This window comes from Euryarchaeota archaeon, from assembly GCA_016207515.1.
Classification (GTDB): Archaea; Thermoplasmatota; SW-10-69-26; order JACQPN01; family JACQPN01; genus JACQPN01.
In genome coordinates, this window is sequence record JACQPN010000025.1 from 286,957 (window position 1) to 306,058 (window position 19,102).

Annotated in this window: 17 protein-coding genes; 14 read left to right on the top strand and 3 right to left on the bottom strand. The window is 63.9% G+C overall.

Features of this window, described 5'->3' with window-relative positions; translation table 11 throughout:
• The first annotated feature begins 62 nt into the window (after window positions 1–62).
• From HY556_11960 to HY556_11980, 5 genes are all read left to right on the top strand, one after another.
• Window positions 63–1,088 (top strand): response regulator, encoded by a 1,026-nt coding sequence (locus HY556_11960; GenBank protein ID MBI4394491.1) that lies wholly within the window; start codon window positions 63–65, stop codon window positions 1,086–1,088.
• A gap of 80 nt (window positions 1,089–1,168) precedes the next feature.
• The gene (locus HY556_11965; GenBank protein ID MBI4394492.1) at window positions 1,169–1,777 is read left to right on the top strand and encodes a chemotaxis protein CheX; all 609 of its coding nucleotides are present in this window, start codon (window positions 1,169–1,171) and stop codon (window positions 1,775–1,777) included.
• Between the two features lie 40 nt (window positions 1,778–1,817).
• On the top strand, window positions 1,818–3,065 hold the full coding sequence (locus HY556_11970) for a right-handed parallel beta-helix repeat-containing protein (GenBank protein ID MBI4394493.1): 1,248 nt from the start codon (window positions 1,818–1,820) through the stop codon (window positions 3,063–3,065).
• Window positions 3,066–3,479: 414 nt separating this feature from the next.
• A complete protein-coding gene (locus tag HY556_11975; GenBank protein ID MBI4394494.1) occupies window positions 3,480–6,632 on the top strand; it encodes a hypothetical protein in 3,153 nt (1,050 codons plus the stop codon).
• Window positions 6,633–6,774: 142 nt separating this feature from the next.
• Window positions 6,775–8,298: an L-2-amino-thiazoline-4-carboxylic acid hydrolase gene (locus HY556_11980; GenBank protein MBI4394495.1), complete on the top strand. Its 1,524-nt coding sequence runs from the start codon at window positions 6,775–6,777 to the stop codon at window positions 8,296–8,298.
• Window positions 8,299–8,326: 28 nt separating this feature from the next.
• Here HY556_11980 and HY556_11985 read toward each other — a convergent pair whose 3' ends face one another.
• A complete protein-coding gene (locus HY556_11985) occupies window positions 8,327–9,607 on the bottom strand; it encodes a hypothetical protein (GenBank protein MBI4394496.1) in 1,281 nt (426 codons plus the stop codon).
• A 184-nt stretch (window positions 9,608–9,791) separates the two neighbouring features.
• On the opposite strand from HY556_11985, the gene HY556_11990 reads away from it, so the two are divergent.
• The 7 genes from HY556_11990 (at window position 9,792) to trxA (ending at window position 13,820) form a co-directional block, all read left to right on the top strand.
• Window positions 9,792–10,028, top strand: a complete 237-nt coding sequence (locus HY556_11990) for a ribbon-helix-helix protein, CopG family (protein ID MBI4394497.1) — start codon at window positions 9,792–9,794, stop codon at window positions 10,026–10,028.
• Window positions 10,029–10,119: 91 nt separating this feature from the next.
• Window positions 10,120–10,953, top strand: a complete 834-nt coding sequence (locus HY556_11995) for a TVP38/TMEM64 family protein (protein ID MBI4394498.1) — start codon at window positions 10,120–10,122, stop codon at window positions 10,951–10,953.
• Between the two features lie 3 nt (window positions 10,954–10,956).
• Window positions 10,957–11,520, top strand: coding sequence for a sulfite oxidase-like oxidoreductase (locus HY556_12000; GenBank protein MBI4394499.1), 564 nt, complete (start codon window positions 10,957–10,959; stop codon window positions 11,518–11,520).
• A gap of 134 nt (window positions 11,521–11,654) precedes the next feature.
• Window positions 11,655–12,092 (top strand): hypothetical protein, encoded by a 438-nt coding sequence (locus HY556_12005; protein ID MBI4394500.1) that lies wholly within the window; start codon window positions 11,655–11,657, stop codon window positions 12,090–12,092.
• A gap of 2 nt (window positions 12,093–12,094) precedes the next feature.
• On the top strand, window positions 12,095–12,745 hold the full coding sequence (locus HY556_12010) for a hypothetical protein (protein ID MBI4394501.1): 651 nt from the start codon (window positions 12,095–12,097) through the stop codon (window positions 12,743–12,745).
• A 16-nt stretch (window positions 12,746–12,761) separates the two neighbouring features.
• A complete protein-coding gene (locus tag HY556_12015) occupies window positions 12,762–13,397 on the top strand; it encodes a 50S ribosome-binding GTPase (GenBank protein MBI4394502.1) in 636 nt (211 codons plus the stop codon).
• A gap of 93 nt (window positions 13,398–13,490) precedes the next feature.
• Entirely contained in the window at window positions 13,491–13,820 is a 330-nt protein-coding gene (gene trxA / locus HY556_12020; protein ID MBI4394503.1) for a thioredoxin, read from the top strand.
• 22 nt (window positions 13,821–13,842) lie between these two features.
• Here the strand turns inward: trxA and HY556_12025 are convergent, their stop codons facing one another.
• Entirely contained in the window at window positions 13,843–15,171 is a 1,329-nt protein-coding gene (locus tag HY556_12025; protein ID MBI4394504.1) for an MFS transporter, read from the bottom strand.
• Window positions 15,172–15,355: 184 nt separating this feature from the next.
• On the opposite strand from HY556_12025, the gene HY556_12030 reads away from it, so the two are divergent.
• A complete protein-coding gene (locus tag HY556_12030) occupies window positions 15,356–16,384 on the top strand; it encodes a phosphoribosylformylglycinamidine cyclo-ligase (GenBank protein MBI4394505.1) in 1,029 nt (342 codons plus the stop codon).
• Between the two features lie 40 nt (window positions 16,385–16,424).
• Here HY556_12030 and HY556_12035 read toward each other — a convergent pair whose 3' ends face one another.
• The gene (locus HY556_12035; protein MBI4394506.1) at window positions 16,425–18,644 is read right to left on the bottom strand and encodes an aconitate hydratase; all 2,220 of its coding nucleotides are present in this window, start codon (window positions 18,642–18,644) and stop codon (window positions 16,425–16,427) included.
• Between the two features lie 196 nt (window positions 18,645–18,840).
• Between HY556_12035 and HY556_12040 the strand changes: the two genes are divergently transcribed.
• Window positions 18,841–19,005, top strand: a complete 165-nt coding sequence (locus tag HY556_12040; protein ID MBI4394507.1) for a hypothetical protein — start codon at window positions 18,841–18,843, stop codon at window positions 19,003–19,005.
• Window positions 19,006–19,102 lie beyond the last annotated feature (97 nt).

A 19,102-nucleotide genomic window follows, 5' to 3' on the forward strand; every position in this document is an offset into this window, starting at 1 on the left:
CCATGCGAGCCTTTGCGATCCACAGGCGACGTTTGCCGGAGCGGGCGGAGGCGGTCGTCTTGGTGAGCGTCGTCATCGTCGACGATTCACTCTACATGCGCACGGTCCTCGCGGAGCTTCTCCGCTCCGCCCGGGTCGAGGTGGTCGGCCTCGCGGGAAGCGCACGCGACGCGATGGGGATGATCGGGAAACTACGACCCGATGTCGTCCTCGTGGACCTCGAGATGCCAAGAACCGACGGGCTGGCGCTTCTTGACGCGATAATGGCGGAGGCGCCTCGGCCTGTCGTCATCATGGTTCCCGGGAAGGACGTGACGAAGGCCGTCGCCCACCGGTTCGAGATACGAGGCGCCGCAGGCGTTGTGAAGAAACCGAGGAACGTGGCGACCGAGACGCGTACGGGCGAGGACCTCGTGAATGCGGTCATCGCCGCCGCAACGAAGGGGAACGTCACCGGCTACCTTTCGCGCCCCGATGAACCGGGTCTCGCGACACGCCTCGTCGTCATCGCTTCGTCCGCTGGCGGGCCGAACGCCCTCACGGCGGTCGTTCCGCGCCTTCCAGTCGACCTCGCCGCGGGAGTCGTGGTAGTACAGCACATGCCGGCCGGCCTCACCAAGACCCTGGCCAACCGGCTCGATTCCGTCTCGAAGCTCCCCGTGGCGGAAGCCGAGGACACCGAGCCCATACACGAGTCGAGCGTGCTCCTAGCGCCTGGCGGCTGGCACCTTCTCATCGAACTCGTGCGCGGTGTTCCCCTTGCGCGTCTTAGCGACTCGCCGCCCATCGCAGGACTACGCCCCCGCGCCGATCTCACCCTCGAATCCGCGGCCAAGACGTTCGGGCGATCCACCGTCGGTGTCGTCCTCACCGGCATGGGGGAGGACGGCGTCAAGGGGATGAGCGCGGTCAAGGCCAACGGGGGCAGGATCCTCTGCCAGGACGCCGCCTCGTCCGCGATCGACGGGATGCCGCGGGCCGTCCGGGACCGTGGCCTAGCGGACGAAGTGGTGCCGCTTGAGGGCCTTGCGGACCGGATAGCCGCCACGGTGAAGGCCATCCCGGCCATCGGCGTCGCCGACCGATAGGACCACATCGACGCCGAGGTCCTGGCGAGGCCCGGGGACCTAGCGAAAGGGCTATCCGCCCTCGTCCCGATTGCCTTGTCGTGGAACTCTCGGCGATGGAGCGCGACGCGCTGAAAGAGATCGGCGAAATGAGCGCCGGAGCGACGTCTGCGTCGATCGCAAAGCTCACCGGGCGTCGAACGACGCACGTGACTTCCCAGACCTACGAGGTGCCGGCGCGCGAACTGGCGACTGCCCTTGGCGTCACGGGTCTTGGGATCGCCGGTGCCGCGACGAAGCTACAAGGCGACATCCGGGGAGCGATGTTGATAGCGTTCCCGGAGGAAAGCGCCAGGGAGGTCGCCGACCTCATGCAAGGCAAGAAACCCGGGACGACGCGGACCCTCGGCCCGCTCGAACAATCTGCGTTGAAGGAGCTCATCAATGTCGCCACCGGCACGTACCTCAAGACGTTCTACAATTTCCTGGGCTTCGAGGTCGACTACGGGGTCCCAACGATCGCCTCCGCCGGGTGGGAGCCCCTCATGAAATACACGTTCCTCGGGAGCACTCCTGGCGCCGAGCGGGTCTGGGCGGTGGGAAGCACCCTCGACCTCGGCATCACGCAGAACGGCAGGCTTTTCCTGCTTCTCGACGCGACGGGCGTCAAGCGCGTCGTCGACGCGATCCACAAGAAGACCCAGGGTTAGTCGGGGCGTACTTTTTCAAGGTGTGGGCCTCTTTGCCTATGTGGAAACGGCCCGAAGCGCGGCAATCGTCCTCATGCTCGCCCTCGCCGGTCTTTCAGGCTGCCTCACGGCGCCTCCCACGGAGACTGTCGTCGCCGGGGATGAGTCGCATTCGAACGAGGAGGTCGTCCTCAGGACCGGCATCCTTTCGATCCCCGCGGGGAGCCGTTACGAAGTGGACGGTGGGGCGCTTCGGCTCAATTCCGATCCGGCGGTGGTCGTAAACGGGGTCGTGGAGGTCCGAGGTGCCCTCGTGGTCCGCAACGCCGCCATCACGAACCTTTTCCGGCTCACCGCCTACCCTGGATCGACGCTTGAGCTCGATCACGTCCGCATCACCGGCGGCGCAGTCTACCCGTCGCTTTACATCCGTTCCCAGACTGCCACGATCACGGCGAGCACCCTTGACGTAAGCGTCATGGAGGTGACGAGCGCCGCGGAGCTTCGAGACAATGAGATAAGGGTGCACACCTCGCTTCCAGCCGTCTATTGGCATGACGCGGTGGCGACGTTCACTGGAAACCGGGTGGAAGCCCCCGGGTTCGCCCTCCTCTTCGAACGCGTTACCGGTGAGGTGTCGGGGAACACCGTCTCCGCGGGCCTCAGTGGAGTGGAGGCCGCGATTGCGGTGCGCGGCGGCCAGCTCGCCGTCGTGGGAAACATGATCGTGACGGCAGCGGTCGGCATCGGTGCCGAGAACGCGAACGTGGAAATGAGGGGGAACACCGTCCGGGGCACGTCACAAGCAGGTGTCGCGTTGGTAGCGACGAAAGGCCTTGTCACGGGAAACACCATCGAGGGCAACCGAAGGGCCGGCGTCTACCTCAAGGATTGCACGACCGAGACGCGCGTCGAGGGGAATAGGATCCAATCGAACGGCGACGGCTCGGCGACGGATATCCGCCAATCGGGGGCCGGGGTGGCCGTGGACGGCGGCTCGGCCTCGTTGGTCGGGAACGATTTTCTTGGAAACGACAACGGTGTCGCCATCCTCAACGGGACCGCCGTCGTACAGCAGAACAACTTCGAGGGCCATCGCCTGTTCGCGGTCGTCCGGGATATCGCCGTCGATCCGGGTGCGGCGACGGCCGCGCAGGACCAACTGGACGCGTCGAACAACTGGTGGGGCGCGGCAAGCGGTCCGGTCGCGAGTGCGCCGGGGACGGAAGCGCTACCGGGCGCCCCGGGCGCGGACCGCGTCGGGCCCGGGGTCAATTACGCGCCCTGGCTCACGGCGAAGCGGGCCTAGCCGACGGCCGCCCACTTGGCAGTTTGGCCAAACCGGACGTTGCGGGTCGGATAAGTAGCGGAAAACACTAAGACTTCTAACCAATTCATATAGCATTGACATATACGATAGCGCGCTTGAAATGCAACAAATAACCACTTTGAGTTCTTTAGGAATTCTCTTATCACGCGCGTTCCCTCTCTGGTTCGGGCAGGGACAACCATGCCATCCGGAACACGAACACAGAACAAAGCACGGGTTTTGATCATCCTTCTGGCGCTCTCCTTTGTCGCGCCATACGCACTGCCTTTTGCAGAAGCCCAGGGTGGTCTATCATCCGCAACGTCAGCAGCTACCCAAGCCAAGTCCGTCGGAACGTTCGACGTGGCACCTGTTGAAGGTGCCACCGGCTCCGGACAGGCCGAAGGATCGATTGTGTCGACGACGGTGGTCGAATCCACCACCGACCCAGCCTTGAAAGACACCGTCCTTCAAAGCTTCACGGTCGCCTCAAGCGGCGAAACAAGCGCCTCGGCCGAACTCTTCACCGACGTGAAGATCGCCGGCTTCGTCCCGACTTCGAAGATCCAGGGCGCAGGTACTTCCTCCGTCACCCTGAAAAGCGCTGACGCCCTAATCTCGGTCACTGACAACGTCAACTCGTTGCTCGTGATCAAGGCCACAGGGTCGGCCGACCAGGAGGTCACCTTCGACGCACCCGCCGGGGTCACCTTCAACAAGAGGGCCTCCGCGAACATCGTGGATGTCCAATCCTCGGCCGCGGGCGCCGTGAGCGGCGCCATCGTGCTCGTCTCCGCCAAGGGTGAGGCTAGCGTCGCGAGCGGCTCGAGCATCGCCGCGACGACGAGTTCCCAGGCGAAGGCCACCTTGAAGTCCGACACGCAACTCATCTTCAGGGCGAACTCCGAATACTCGGGAAGCGCCGACGTCTCCTCGTACAACCAAGCAGTCGTGGAAGCGATAGCCTCCGCGCGCCTTGCCGGCGAAGCGACGACGGAGTTCTCGAGCGGGGCAAGCCTCCTTGCGAACGCGAACTACTTCTCCTCCGCCTCTGCAAAGACCGAGGCGAAAGTCGAGAACCGCGTCACCACACAGGTGAAGGCGGCCGCGAACGCTGCGGCAGCCGCCAGTGCGGCGGCAAGCGGCGGGTACTCGCTCGCTTATGACCTTGACTACGTCAACGTCCCGGCCCAGAGCGCCTCGAACGTCGCCGTCTACGTGAACGGTGCCCTCGCGACGCGCGTGAACACGCCGGCCGAGGTCAACACGAAGGCCGCGGGTAGCGCGGAAAGCTACTATGCGACGACGTCGGAAGGCCGGGTACTCGTACTCGCCTCGACGGCGACGAGGGCCTCGGCATCCACCATCACGATCGCGAGCGTCCCGGACGCCTCGGTCGCGGCGAAGACCCTGGCACAACTTGATGCCCAACTGGGCGTCACCTCGCAAGTACAGGGCTCGTTCAACGTGCTCGGCAACCTCCAGACAAGCGCCGAAGGCTCCGGCCAAGTGATCGGGTCCTTCGACAGCTTCTTTGCAAGCGAGGCCAAGGGCGACGCGAACGTGGAGTCCTACTCCGACGTGCGCTCCTCGACCGAGATCTTCGCCAAGATCGACTTCGCGGCCCACGCCGCCGCGGACGCCACGGCGTCCGTGACGAGCGCCGCGTCCGCAGGTGCCTCGGGCGCCTCGGCCGCCAACATGGACACGAGTGTCGCAAGCAGCATCGTCGCAAGCGCGACGTTCACCGACGCCGTTTACTCGTCCATCGTGGCCGAGGCGAAGGCCGCGACCACGACGCGGTGGACGCTCGGCAGCGACGTTTCGGCGACGGCGATCAGCGACACTGTCGCAAGGATCGACGGCCCCAAGGGTACGCTCGGGTACCTGTTCATCGCGAAGGCCGACGGTTCGGCCGCTTCGACGTCGAAGCTCGACACGAACGCCGCCGCCGACGCAAAGGCCGCCGTCGAAGCGCGGCTTGCGGCCGGCGAGTCGATCATCTTCCGCGGTTCGGCCGAGGCCCAGGCCAAGGTCAACGCGGAGATAATCGCGAAGGCCGTCGCGGCAGGGCAGGTCGCCAGCGAAGTCAACGTAGGCATCGTGGCCAACGCCGTCTCGTCCGCGAACGTGGACTACACGAGCTCGGTGGACGCCGCCGTGAACGCGGCAGCATCGCACAGGGGCACCGTGCAAGTCGACGTCACGGGCAAGGTCCAACAGGCGACCGCGGTCGTGCTCACGGCCGACAGGCCGTCGCTACCGGCCGCGTCCGCGAGCGACATACTCGTGAGCGTCAACGGTCAAGCGGCGACCCAGGCCTCGACCGCTGCGGAAGTGTTCGCGGCCGCAAGTGCCGCGGCAAGCGCTTCCGCGGGCGCGAAGTACTTCGTCCAGACGAACCTCCAGGGACAGACCCAGATAATCACGTCGTTGCCGAACCTTGCGGCCAACGTCGCAAGCAAGGTCGTCGTGACCAGCAAACTGGAAGCCGATGCCAGGGCGAAAGCGGCCCTCGACGTCTTCGGGTCGTTCAAGGCAGGCTACGGCGGCGCGGCCACCGGCTCCATCGTGAGCATGGTCGCAAAGCCCGACGCCGGGCTCATCCTGGACTACACGGTCGCGACCAAGTCCAAGGCGGACGTCTCCGCGGCGACGACCAACGTGTTTGACGCGGTGAAGGTCGGATCCTCGGCCTTCGCCCAGGCCTCTGCATCGAGCGCGAACTCGATAAGGTTCACAAACGAGCAGGCGGTCCTGGAAGCGTTCGACACCTCGAGCGCCGTGATGAAGATCACGGCGACCGCGCAGACGACAGCGAACTTCGACTTGGGCTCGAACATCCAGGCGCGATCCGCCGCGAGCGGTGTCTTGATGTTGACCTCGTCCGATTTCGTCGGCGCCCTCATCCTCACGAAGGCCGAGGGCGGTGCCGCTGCCGGGTCGAGCTTCAACACGGCCGCCTCTGCGCAGGGTGAGATCACCGCGAACCTGGCGGCGGGAAGCCAGGTCATCTTCAAGGCCTTCTCGGGCTTTGAGGCGGAACTCACGGCCGCGGAGCAACAGGCGCAGGCCGAGGCGATAGCCAAGGGCCAGCTCCTGGGCCAGGTCATCGTGGACACGAACGCCGCGACGAGCGCCACGGCCACCGCGAACGTGAACTACTACGCGAACGTGGCCGCGGTGACGAAGGTCGCCTCCGCCGAGAAGATCGAGATACTTGTCGACAGCGCGAGCCAGGTCGGCAAGTCGATCGTCATCTCGCTCGACCGAGAGACCGTCTCCGGCCTCATCAAGGGCGAAGCGGAACTCCTGGTCGACGGCAAGGTCGTCTCACGGGCCTCGAACTACCAGGACGCCTTGAAACCCGACGCGGACAAGTACTGGCTGATAACCACCGAAGGCGAAGTGGGCCTGCAGGCGATCGTCACGTTGAGCCACTTCTCGACGCGGACGATCACGTTGCAGACGCCGCCGCCGCCGTCGATCTACCTCTACACGACCATCGGTCTTGGAGTGGTGGTCGCGGCGCAGGCGATCCTTCCGAGGATCCGCCGCAAGTGGTAGACTAGTCGCACCACATGGACGCCCGGGGCGTTTCGAGCCTCGGGCGCTCCCCCCCTTTTTTCCATTTCCTCCTCCGTCCCACGGCCGCGTCCCCTTTGCTTCCACAATGCCTTAATACGCCGGGGGACGATTCGCACGGGAAATGGCGAAGCCTGCGTACTTCTCCGCGTGGGTGAGCCCGCTCTCGAGAGGCCTCCGCCTCGACCTCCGTCTGAAAACTCTTGCCGGCCTCTTTTTCAACATGGGCGCAGGGATAGCGGAATTCGGCGGTGAGGCGCTACGCGACCGGGTGATAGTCGAACCCGCCTACGAGGTCGGCAAACACCAGGGCGCCTCGTATGCACGCGACTTCGAGGTGCAGGGGAAGAACGCGGTCTCATCGTCTGCCGGCGCCGTAATCGCCATCGAGACGTACGAGGCGAAATACGAGGTGCCGCGGGCATCTGGAGGCGGACTCGAGATGCGGATAACGCATTGCCCGCTGAAGGACATCGCCGCGCAGTACGGTCCGGAGGCCGCCGCCTCCTGCTGTTCGTCCTGCGGCGAGTACCTGCGCGGCCTCGTCCATGCGGTGAACGCCGAGGCGAGCTTCGAGATGCCGGAGCGCATGGGCTGGGGCGACGACTCTTGCCGCTTCGACGTGTCGGTCAAAGGCGTGAAACCCGGGCCAAAGAAGTTCTTCCTCCCGGACCGCGTCAAGTTCATGCCGGCGACGACCCGCAAGGAAATGCTCGTGGACACGTTCATCCGGTTCATCACGGAGGCGACGCGGGTATCGCAAACGGGACTTGAGAAGGAGTTCGCCGCGCGCGTGATGAGCTACGCGGCTTACCCCGTGGGAAAGCGCGACGGGCGGGTCTTGCGCGACGTCTTCCGGATCACGGGAAAAGACCTTGAAAGCGCCGGCCTCACCGCGAACGCGATGAGCGAGGTGGAGGGGATCGATTACGATCTCGTGGCGACGGATGCCGACCGCTACGTGTGGCGCGGGGCCCAATGCCCCTTCGTCGACCTCATGCCGCTTGCCAAAGGCACGGCGAGCGATTTCATCTGCGAGGCTTGCCGCAACTACAACGAGGGGCTCGTCCACTCGGCGGCCGAGGACTACGTCTTGGAGATCGACAAGCGCCTCGCTGCCGGCGACCCTTACTGTGAGTTCCGCGCCGAGCGCATCCCCGCCCGACGGCAGCTTCGCCGGCCGTCGCGCGGCTGGGTCGACCTAGGGCTCTCGCGCGTGGCGCTCCTCGATTCGGGCTCGACCTACTATTACATCTGGAAACTCTTGGGCGAAACACTCGAACCCGTGGGACGGCGCGCCGCGGCGGACTTCATCAGGAAGAGTGTGAGGTTGAAGACCGTGGCAAAGGACGAGGAGGGGTTCCGGCGCGCCGTCGAGGCGCTCGCCGATGCGGGCTACGGCAACTTCAGCGTCCTCGAGGCTGACCTGTCGAGGCCGCGGGCCGTCTTCGCCTGCGCCAACAGTTTCGAGGCCGACGCGGCCTTGAGCCACGCGGAGGAAGCGGCCGCCGCGTGCCACTTCACGCGCGGGCTTCTTGCCGGCATGACGGAGGAGATGAGCGGCCTACGAGGACTTTCGTCTGAGGAGATCCAGTGCGCGGCGCGAGGGGACGGGCGCTGCGAGTTCGTGGTGGATCGCGCCCGATAGGGGTCTTTTGCGCCGGGTTCTTCCGGCCCTATCCGCGGCCTCGCGGCGAGGCGCCGATCCACAAGGCGTCAAATAGCGCGGCCATCGCGCCTCCCAAAGGTGTCCCCTTCGCATGCACCGTGTGGGGGCCGAAGGCGGACGCGTCGAGGAAGGGGCTGTCTGCGGCGTTTGCGGAGTCGATGAGCAGCGCCCTTCGCGCGTCCGCGACGAAGAACCTCGCCGGCACCCGTTCAAGGGTCCGCACCTCCACTATCTCGTTCAAGGGGTCGAGTGCTTTCACGTTCATACTCGTCTGCGGGACGAGCACACGGATCCGGACTCCACGGCCGCGGGCGGCAAGGAGAGCGGTCTTGAGACCGAGAAGCTGGAAGACCCCGAGTTCGGTGGCGGCGATCGAAAGGTCGCGCTCGGCTTCCGCTACGATCGCCTTCGCGGCCGCAAGGGCCTCGCGGGGGTCGCGAACGACATCGGTGAGGCGAAGCTCTTTCCCATCGAGCTCGGCGATACGCTCGGGAAGCGGCGTACCGACGTGCCAGGAAGACGCGATCGCCTCGGACGCGAACCGCACGAGCGCTCTGTCCGTGACCATTATGGCCCGTTCCTGTCCGCGTAGCGGCCGCTCGCCCGTGGAGCGTGCGTGCGAAAGGAGCGCGGCCGACTCGTCGGCGACGACCGCGAACGTGGCCGTCGGCCTCGTGTTGTGGCGAACGTCGGCGTAGCGGCCGAGGCGCTTTGCCTGTTCTACGTTGTCGCGTGTGATTGGGAGGAGGACCCGAACTTCGACACCGTCCTCGGTCTTCTCGCGGATGACCGTGACGAAGCCCTTCGACAGTTCCTCGGCGAAAGGCGCTGTCCCGGAGATCTGGAGGGTGCGCTGCGCCTCGCGCGCCGTCTCGAAGGCGCGCGAAAGGATGTTGCGCTTGCCGGAGACTGCGGCGACGCGCCCGGCATCGCCGGCCCCCGTGTCCTCGGAGGGCCTGAACTGCGCGGCAAGGACCTGCGCCTCGGCGTCTATGGAATCTGCGCGGCCGCGAAGGTCGCGTGCGAATCCGCGTAGGTAAGCCTCGATGGCGACCGCCCGGTAACTAGCGGGGGGGCCGAGCGACGATTCGACGAGGCCACGCGTCTCGAGTTCCTTGAGGACGCCGTATATCTTCGGTTGCGGCACGGCGCTCGAACCGGCGATCTCAGAGGCCGTCGCGGATCCGAGCGAGAGTAGCGCCACGTAGGTCTTGGCCTGGTACTCGGTGAGGCCGAGCTGGCGGAGCCGGTCATGTTTGGACGGGTTCGGCGCGTCGCGCTCGCTCACGCGCAGCAATCTCCGCCGCGCGCTAAAGAACGCTCCGGAATGCCCGCGATTTAGCCCTGGGTGCCAGGACGCGATGGGGCGACGCGAACGCCCAGACGAAACGACTCTGTATGATATATCTCAACCACGAATGTTATATATCTATGAGCTCACATTCAGGCTGGGGGAGTCCGAGGGGATAAGCATGGACGGGACAAGCGTGGGGGGAGCGCGCAAGCGTTCCATCAAGATACCCATCACAGAGGCCCTATACGAGGATCTGGAAAAACTCCACAACGAAGAGGGCCGGCCATTGGAAGCCTTGATCGAGGAGGCGCTGCGCCAATACAGCGAACGACACCGGCGCGGCGACCCCCACGACGACGCCGATCATGACGAGGAGATCGCCGAGGGAACGCGCGACCACAGGCGCCTAGCGTAAGAACACCGACCCTTGACCCTCCCGCCGGACAGGGGGCGCCGCCTCCGTTGCAATGGAACAACCTTTAGAACCGGCACGCTTAGAGCCTTACGTGAGGGACGTAGCGCACAAGAAGCGGCGGCCCGGCGCGCCCGGGTCGGCGGACCTCGCGCTTGCAAGCCTTCTCGCCTCGGCCACCGAAGCCTCGGCCCAAGGGCCCCAGGAACCGGCCGAAGCCATCGAGAACGTGATGCGATCCCGTTGGCGCGCCCGCGACGCCCTCGGTTACCTCCTCGGCCTCGCCCTCTTCATCCTCCTGCTCCTCCTCATCAAGGCCTACCGACTCGATGAGACCGCGCTTCCGCAGCTTTCCGCTGCCGTGACTTCGTTGGGCATCTTCGGCCCCCTCCTATATGTGGGCGCGTTCGTGGTGGCCGCCCTACTCCTCTTCCCCGCCACGCTCATGATGGCGACGGGCGCCCTCATTTTCCCCAACATCTACGAGGCCACGATCTACGCGATGGTGGGCGCCACCACCGGCGCAACGGCCGCGATGCTCGTCGGACGCCGCCTCGGAAAACGCTTCGCCGCGCGTTTCCTCGGGGACAGGATGCAACAACTCGAGGAGTTCGCGAACGACCACGGCTTCATGGCGGTCCTGTCGCTGCGATTGACCCCTGTGCCGTACGGGTTCACCAACTACGGGGCAGGGCTATCAAAGACCCGCCTCGGCGACTTCGTGCCGGCGACGCTAATCGGAATGGTGCCCCACATCTTCACGGTCGTCTACTTCACGAAAAGCGCGGCGTCGATCCAATCCCCGTCGGACGTATTGAACCCCGGGTTCCTTCTTCCCCTTCTCTTCTTCCTCGGCGTCGCCTCGTTGCCCCTGTTCTACAGAAGGTACAAGAAGGGTCGCGGACAATCCGACAATCAAGAGGAATGAACCGTGGGCCCGAAGGAACGCGTGCCGCCCGGCCAAGACGTCACGGGACTCTTCCCCGTCCTCCACGCGGGCTCGATCCCCGCCTTCGACGAGAAGACATGGGCGTTCAGGGTCTATGGCGCCGTCGAGAACCCGATCCGCTTCTCGTACGCCGAATTCATGAGGCTCGCAAAGAAGGAGGTGCTGTGCGACATCCACTGCGTCACCTCTTGGAGCAAGCTCGACACCAAATGGGGCGGCGTGGGCTTCAAGACCCTCATGGAGATGGCACGACCGACGGCGAAGGCCAAGTACGTCGTTATGGAGTGCGAGCAGGGCTTCACGACGAACCTCCCCTTTTCGGACATGGACCGCGACGATGTCCTCATCGCGTACGAATACGACGGCAAGAAACTCACGGGAGAGCACGGTTTTCCGCTGCGCACCCTCGTCCCCCACAAGTACTTCTGGAAAAGCGCCAAATGGGTGCGGGCGCTAAGGCTCCAAGAGGAGGACGAGCCGGGATTCTGGGAGGTCAGGGGTTATAGCAACAGCGCTGACCCTTGGAAGGAAGAGCGTTACTGGTGATCGCTCCCGTCTTGAAGGGTCAAGCGCTCGTCACCCGCGGTGGCTGGTTTTCCGTCGACGCTTTTTGGGTCCCCGGCCCAAAAAAGGGTCGGGTTACAGCAACAGCGCTGACCCCTGGAAGGAGAGGCCTATTGGTGACGCGGCGCGCGGACGGCGCCGGCGTGTGTGGGAGGCGGCCGCAGGCCTTTTTCCGCCCATGTTCCGCCCTTGGCGTCACGCCAAAGAATTATTTCGATTACTTTATACGGAAACGCTTCCTCCTTCCATCCGGAGGGATAGGGATAGCACTATCTGTCAAAGTACTTGACGAGGCAAAGACCGCCCAATACCGCTTCTACATCGACGTGGGAGCGCTTCTCGTGATGCTCGCCGCCGTCGGCGCCATGATGTCTGACGTCTATTTCCTAGGGATCACGTCCTTCGGGGGGGGAGGAAGCTTCGAGGCCAACACCGCCCGCGACTCCGCCTTCTTCCGCGTGGCGCGCGACGCCTTCGTGGCCGCCCTCGCCTTCGCGTGGCTCTCCTATCGCGTCATCCAGAATTCGACGCGGGAGAAGTTCGGGAGCGTCTGAGGTTGACGGGCGAGGAGACGATCTCCGAGTTCGTGTCCAACTCACGGGGACGGTCCGAGCCCGAGATGTACAGCGAATTCATCGCGAAACCCCACGTCACAAAATGGCTTGGAAGCGACCTTGCAAGGCACGAGCGCCTGAAAGCCGAGTTCCATCGCATCTGGTCGGAACATTGGGGCACCTCGCATAGCGGGGCCCACTCGCCACGTCGCGCAAGCCCGGATCAGATGCCGCGCGATGTGCACGTCGAGCAAGGCGCAGGCCAGCAAGGGCCTCACACGGTGCAAGTGCTTGCAAGACCGATAGAGGCACCGCAGAGCCTAAGTCCCGTAAGCGGCGGAAACGGACACGCGGTGCGGGCGAGTGTCGATGTGGAGAGCGCGTCGTCCCACCCGCTCGTCGTCGATCGGCGGGAGCTCTACCTTTGCACGCTTTGCAAGAAGATGGGCGTCTTCTCGGAGTGGGACGGGCACGAGATGAAGGTCATATGCCGCAGTTGCGGCACGCACTTCTCCGACCTTCTCAGCCTCATCCCCGTGATCAAGGTGAGCCCGCTCGAATACTACTTTGGCGCAGGGCCAGCGGGCGTTGTGAAGGCTGCGGCCCTTGCCGGGATCGCCTTGGCTATCTACGCGGGGCTGAACTTCCTTTGATCGCGGGGGTCCGCTGATGTTCGCTGCGCTTCTTCAGCGCATCATCCGGCCGCTGCAGCGCCTCTTCGGTGCCGGAGACGGCACGATAGGCATCTACGGCGCCCCGAACGCAGGCAAGACGATGCTTGCGAACCGCATCTGCCAGGATTGGAACGTGGAAGCGCAAGGGTCGGTGAGCGAAGTCGCCCACGAGACGCGTAGCGTCCGCGAGATCAAACGGGTACGGCTCGCCTCCGAGAAAGGCGGCATGACGATCGACATCGTGGACACGCCGGGCCTTGCCTCAAGAGTCACCGCCCTCGACATGGAGATGCAATGGGGCCTCGACTCGGATGACGCCGCCTCGCGGGCCCGACAGGCGACGGAGGGGATAGTCCAGGCGATCGGACACCTCAATAGGGTCTCGGGGCTCGTCCTCGTGGTCGATTCGACCGAACGGCCCGACAACCCGGTGAACATGAAGCTCCTCGAACACGCAAAGGCACGAAAGCTCCCGGTGGTGGTCGCGGTCAACAAGATCGACCTGCCGCAATCGGACGTCACGCGTGTCTCGGACGCGCTTCGCGAGTACCGGATCGTGCCTATAAGCGCCCTGAACAGGTGGAACTTCGACACCTTCTACAACGCGATGTTCGAGGAATTCCGCAATTGAAGGCAGTGCCCTTCGACCCCGTCGACGCCTCCGATTACCGGCCTGTTACGGAAAACCTTTAAGCGCCCCTCCTTGACTATAGGCCGGAAACCGATGACTGAAGGCGGCGCGACGTACCTCACGGATGGCGATTTCGAGACGAAAGTGAAGGCCAACAAGGTCGTGCTTGTGGACTTTTATGCGGACTGGTGCGGCCCATGCCGCATAATGGAGCCCTACGTCCAAGAACTGGCGCGCGAGTGGAGCGGAAAGGCGCTCGTTGCGAAACTCGACGTTGATGCGAACCCGGCGACGGCTATGCGGTTCGGCGTCATGTCCATCCCAACGACCATAGTCTTTCGCGACGGCAGGCCAATAGCGCAGATGGTCGGAGCGCAACCGAAACGGAACCTCGAAGCCGCTTTGAAGAAGGCCGCCGAATAGGGCTTCCTCCCGAGGGGCGCCTTCACGTAAGAAGCGGGTTCTGCTCGTAACCGGATAGCTGCACAAGCTTCAGACCCGTTATCACCAACAATCCAGCGAGGACGAACGTGGCCGCGTATCCGAACTCCGAAGCGGTCGCCCCTCCGAGGTAGCTCCCGACTACTGTTGCGACGCCGATGACGGCGTTGAGGAGCCCTATCGCCTCGCCCTTGTACTGCGAGGGGGCCATGGCCGGGACCGCCAGGGTCATGGTCACGTTGATGAGCGCCCAAGCGAGGCCGAGACTCGCATTGAGCAAGGCCACGATCAGGAAGGATATCCCGCCGGAAAACGTCGGGACCAGGATCATCACTGGGAACATCGCTCCACGGTACGCGAGCGCAATCAGTTGCATCTTCACGACACCGCCGCGCTCGATGATGGCCCCGGAGCGACGGTACATGAAAGTGGAAGCGACCGAGCTTGCGGCATAGACGAGAAAGATGGAGCCGGCAACTAGATGGACATCGTCTCGAAGGAATATGGGAAAAGCCGTGTAGAAGGATGTGAACCCGATGAAGAAGAGCAGCGTCGCAAAATAGTAGGTCCCTAGGGTACCGGAGAAGTTTCGTGAATGGTCCCGTAGGGCCCGCAAAGCGCGCGTCGATGGAAGCCATTGGGTGAGCCTTCCGGTCGATCCGGAGTGCTCCGGCATCCGCTTCTCGAAGAGCATGTGTTGGAAGTAGTCGCGTAGCGACGCCCGGAATCCGCGTTCGGGCACGGTGAGGCGCAAGACCACGGCGCTTAACACAAAGAACGCCGCGGCGACGTAGAATAGGGCGCTTGGATGGGCGCCCAAGATCTCTAACGAAGCGAAACCCGCCGCTCCGGTGAGAAGCCCGAGGATCCAGCCGTAGTTGCCGACAAGGTTGAAACGCGATATCGCCTCCGCCCAATCACCGCTCCTCGCTCTCTCCATGACGAGGACGTTGCTTATCGGCGGGGACGCCGCGACGAAGAAGTTCCACGCCCCGATCCACAGTAGATACGTAGAGACCTCGGAGGCGGCCCCGGCGAAGACGAGGGCGATCGCGCAACCGAGGAAGCTCGCGACCAATATGGCCGAACGATGCCGGCTCTTGTCGGCGAGGTGGCCCCAGAGGATGGCGCCCGCCACGTTCGCGAGGCTGCCCGCGGCGAGCACTAGCCCCACGTCCCCTAGGTCCCCACGCAGTTCTCCCACGATGAAAAGAGGCGTAAGGGGAAGGAGCAGGCCGCGCGCCGCATCCTTCGGGACGAACGCGTAATACCAACGTTGAGCCGGATCCGCGGGCCCTGCGCGCCGTCGCGCCGTTCCCCATTTCCACGCCACGGTGCGCGCGATTGCGACTTCCCCGGTTAACCGTTGCTAAAGTGCGCGGACCGGAAGACGCCGGGGGCCCCTCCAGCGCAGTCCCTCGTCCGGGCGACGTCCAGTGGAAACGGCGCCGGAATCATCTTTATCTATCAAGGGCCCGATTGCGTTCGCCCGGTGTCTGCCGGACGAGTGAAAGCAAGTGACCACGGAAAAACCCAAGAAACTCACCTACGCGGACTCCGGCGTCGACATCGAAAAGGCCGACAAGGCCAAGAAGGCACTCATCAAGTCGCTCGCCTTCAAACGGACCGGCGTTGGCGCGCCCATCGACCTCTACTGGGGCTACGCCGGCCTCGTGGACTTCGGCGACTCGGCGCTCGTCCTTTGCACCGACGGGGTGGGGACCAAGCTCGAGGTCGCAACGGCGATGAAGAAGTGGGACACGGTCGGGATCGACTGCATCGCCATGAACGTGAACGATTGTATCTGTGTCGGCGCAGAACCGATGGCCATCGTCGATTACCTAGTGCTCCCCAGGGCCGACGCCGAGACGACGCGGCAACTCGGGATCGGCCTCACGGAAGGCGCACGGCAGGCGAACGTGAGCATCATAGGCGGCGAGACGGCCATCATGCCGGAGATCGTGAACGGCATCGACTTCTCGGCGACGTGTCTAGGCTCCGTGAAGAAAGACAAGATAATCACCGGTGAGAAGATCCAGCCCGGCGACACGATCATCGGGGTCAGCGCGTCCGGCGTCCACAGCAATGGTTACACGTTGATCCGGAGAATCCTTCGGGAAAAGGCAATCAGCTATGCCGATCCCGCCTTCGACGGGAAGACATGGGGCGATCTCCTCATAGAGCCGACCCGGATCTATGTCAGGGCGATCATGGAGCTCATCCAACGCGTGGATGTCCATGGCCTCGCGAACATCACCGGTGGCGGCGTCACGAAATTCAGCCGCCTCAACAGGAAAGCGGAGTTCCTCCTTGACTCGCCGATGAAACCGACGAGGCTTTTCACCGAGATCCAAAAACTCGGCGATGTCGATACCAAGGAGATGTACCGGACTTTCAACATGGGGATGGGCTTCGCGGTCATCGTCAAGGACCGTGACGCCGACGATGCGCTTTCGGTGCTTCAGAAGCACTTCCCGGCGCAGGCCGTGGGACGCGTCTCCGTGGGAAGCGGCGTTTGGATCCCGAGTCTGGATCTACGCTACTGAACGGCGAAACAAGAGCCTGGCTACGGTACGATGGGCCTCATCAACGCCTTTCTTTTAGTACGTTCAAAGCGCTCCCCGCCTTGAACCACTCGACCTGCTCCTTGCTGAAAGTGTGCCGGACCGCGAAGGACTCCTCGGACCCGTCTTCGTGGCGGAGCGTAACGGTGAGATCCTTTCCGGGCGCAAGCCCCGCCAATCCGGAGATCGATATCCGGTCCCGCTCCTTCACCTTGTCGTAGTCGCGGGGGTCGGCGAACTTCAGGGGCAACAATCCCTGCTTCTTGAGGTTCGTCTCGTGGATGCGGGCGAAACTGCGCGCGATTATCGCGCCGCCGCCAAGAAAACGCGGCTCCATCGCTGCGTGCTCTCGCGACGAGCCCTCACCATAGTTCTCGTCCCCGACGACGACCCAGCGAAGGCCCATCCTCTTGTAATGTCTTGCGATCTGGGGGAACGTATCCGTGTCCCCCGTCTCCTGGTTGACGCCTTTTCCCGGTTCGCCCGTGAAGGCGTTCGTGGCGGCCGTGAACATGTTGTCGCTGATCTTGTCCAAGTGACCGCGGAAGCGCAGCCAAGATCCCGCCGGACTGATGTGGTCGGTCGTGCATTGGCCGCGCGCCTTCAGTAGTAGCGGCAGGCGATGGAAGTCCTTGCCGTCCCACTTGTCGAATGGAGCGAGAACCGCTATCCTTTCCGACGACGGCTTCACCTTGACCTCTACCCTCGAAGGGTCCCGGGCCGGCGCAACGTAACCGGCAACGTCGCGCTCGAAACCGCGCGCCGGCACCTCTGGCGCCTTCGCGGGGGCATTGAGCCTGAACTTGCGACCGTCTTTCCCCGTGAGTTCGTCGGTGAGCGGGTTGAAGTCAAGCCGGCCAGCAAGGCCGTACGCCATGACGACCTCGGGGCTTCCCATGAAGGCGAGCGTGTTCGCGTTCCCGTCGTTACGCTTGGGGAAGTTCCTGTTGTACGACGTCACGATGACGTTCGTCTCCCCGGGTTTGAGCTCGGGGCGTTTCCATTGGCCGATGCATGGACCGCAGGCGTTCGCCAAGACGGTGGCGCCTACCGCTTGGATCTCCGACATCTGGCCGTCGCGCTTGATGGTCAGGTTCACCTGTTCCGAGCCCGGTGTGACAAGGAGGGGTATCGGCATGTCGAGGCCGTGCGACTTGGCCTGGCGGGCGACGTCCGCGACGCGGGAGAAGTCCACGAAGGACGAGTTGGTGCAGGAGCCGATGAGGGCGACGCTGATCTTCGACGGGTACTTTTCGCTCGCCACGGCCGCCTTCATCGTCGAAACAGGGCGGGCGAGATCCGGCCGGTGCGGGCCCACAAGGTGCGGCTCAAGCGTCGAAAGGTCGATCTCGACCACTTGATCGTAGAAGGCTTCCGGATGCGCCTCGACCTCGGGGTCGCAGCGAAGAAGAGCGACGTTACGCGCGGCCAGGTCGGCAAGACCTTCCCTCCCGGTCGAACGGAGGTACGTGGCCATGCGTTCGTCGTACGGGAAGATGCTGGTAGTGGCGCCCACCTCCGCCCCCATGTTGGTGATGGTCCCTTTGCCGGTGGCCGAGATGGACTTTGTGCCGGGGCCGAAGTATTCGATGACGGCGTTCGTGCCGCCTTTGACCGTGAGAAGCCCCGCGAGCTTGAGTATCACGTCCTTCGGCGCCGCCCACCCGTTGAGTTCACCCGTCAGCTTCACGCCGATGATCTTCGGGTGGAGCACTTCCCACGGGAAACCCGCCATCACATCGACGGCGTCCGCGCCACCGACGCCGGCCGCGAACATCCCGAGGCCGCCGCCGTTCGGCGTGTGGCTGTCGGTGCCGATCATCATGCCGCCGGGGAACGCGTATTGTTCGAAGACGACCTGGTGGATGATTCCGGCCCCCGGCCTCCAGAAGCCTATCCCGTACTTCGTCGACGCGGATTCAAGGAAATCATAGACCTCCTTGTTCTGCTCCAAGGCGATGGGGAGATCGCTTGCCGCGCCTGATTGCGCCTGGATGAGGTGATCGCAATGAACGGTCGTCGGGACCGCCACGGTCGGTATCCCCGCGCTCATGAACTGGAGAATCGCCGTCTGGGCGGTGGCGTCCTGCATCGCGACACGGTCAGGGTTCAATTGCAGGTACGCCTTGCCCCGCTCGAGTTCCTGTTCCTCCGGGTAAGCCAAGTGTCCGAAGACGATCTTCTCGGTGAGGGTCAACGGGCGGCCGAGGCGGCGACGTGCGACGGCCACGCCTTTCTCCATCTTGGCGTAGACTCTCTTGACGAAGTCGGGGGTTGATTCGATGGCGATGGGCAAGCTCTTGCTCCTTCCGGCTAATGGAATCGGGGCAGCCTATTTAAAAAGGCTTGCGCACGGAAAGTATGAGCGCGTCCCGGGCCACTGGCGCCTTCGAGTGGAATCGCGTTCGCGCCAAGCACTAAAAACGTCGTCGTTCGAGGTGGCAATCGTCCTGCTGGTCGCGCCAAGCGAGCAGGCAATCCGTTTCCGATCCCGCACCGACCGGGGGCGCGCCGACTGCTCGTCACAATTGATCGTCTTGCCGACGACACCGTTGTTCGAGATGATCACGGTGATCCTGTTCGGACCCGGCGCGCAGTCGTAGGCCCCATATCACCAAGAGCGGTCGAGGGTCACGGGAAAAAAGATATCTTGTCGCATCACGACTCACGAGCGATGGTCACGGAAGGAAAAGAGCACAA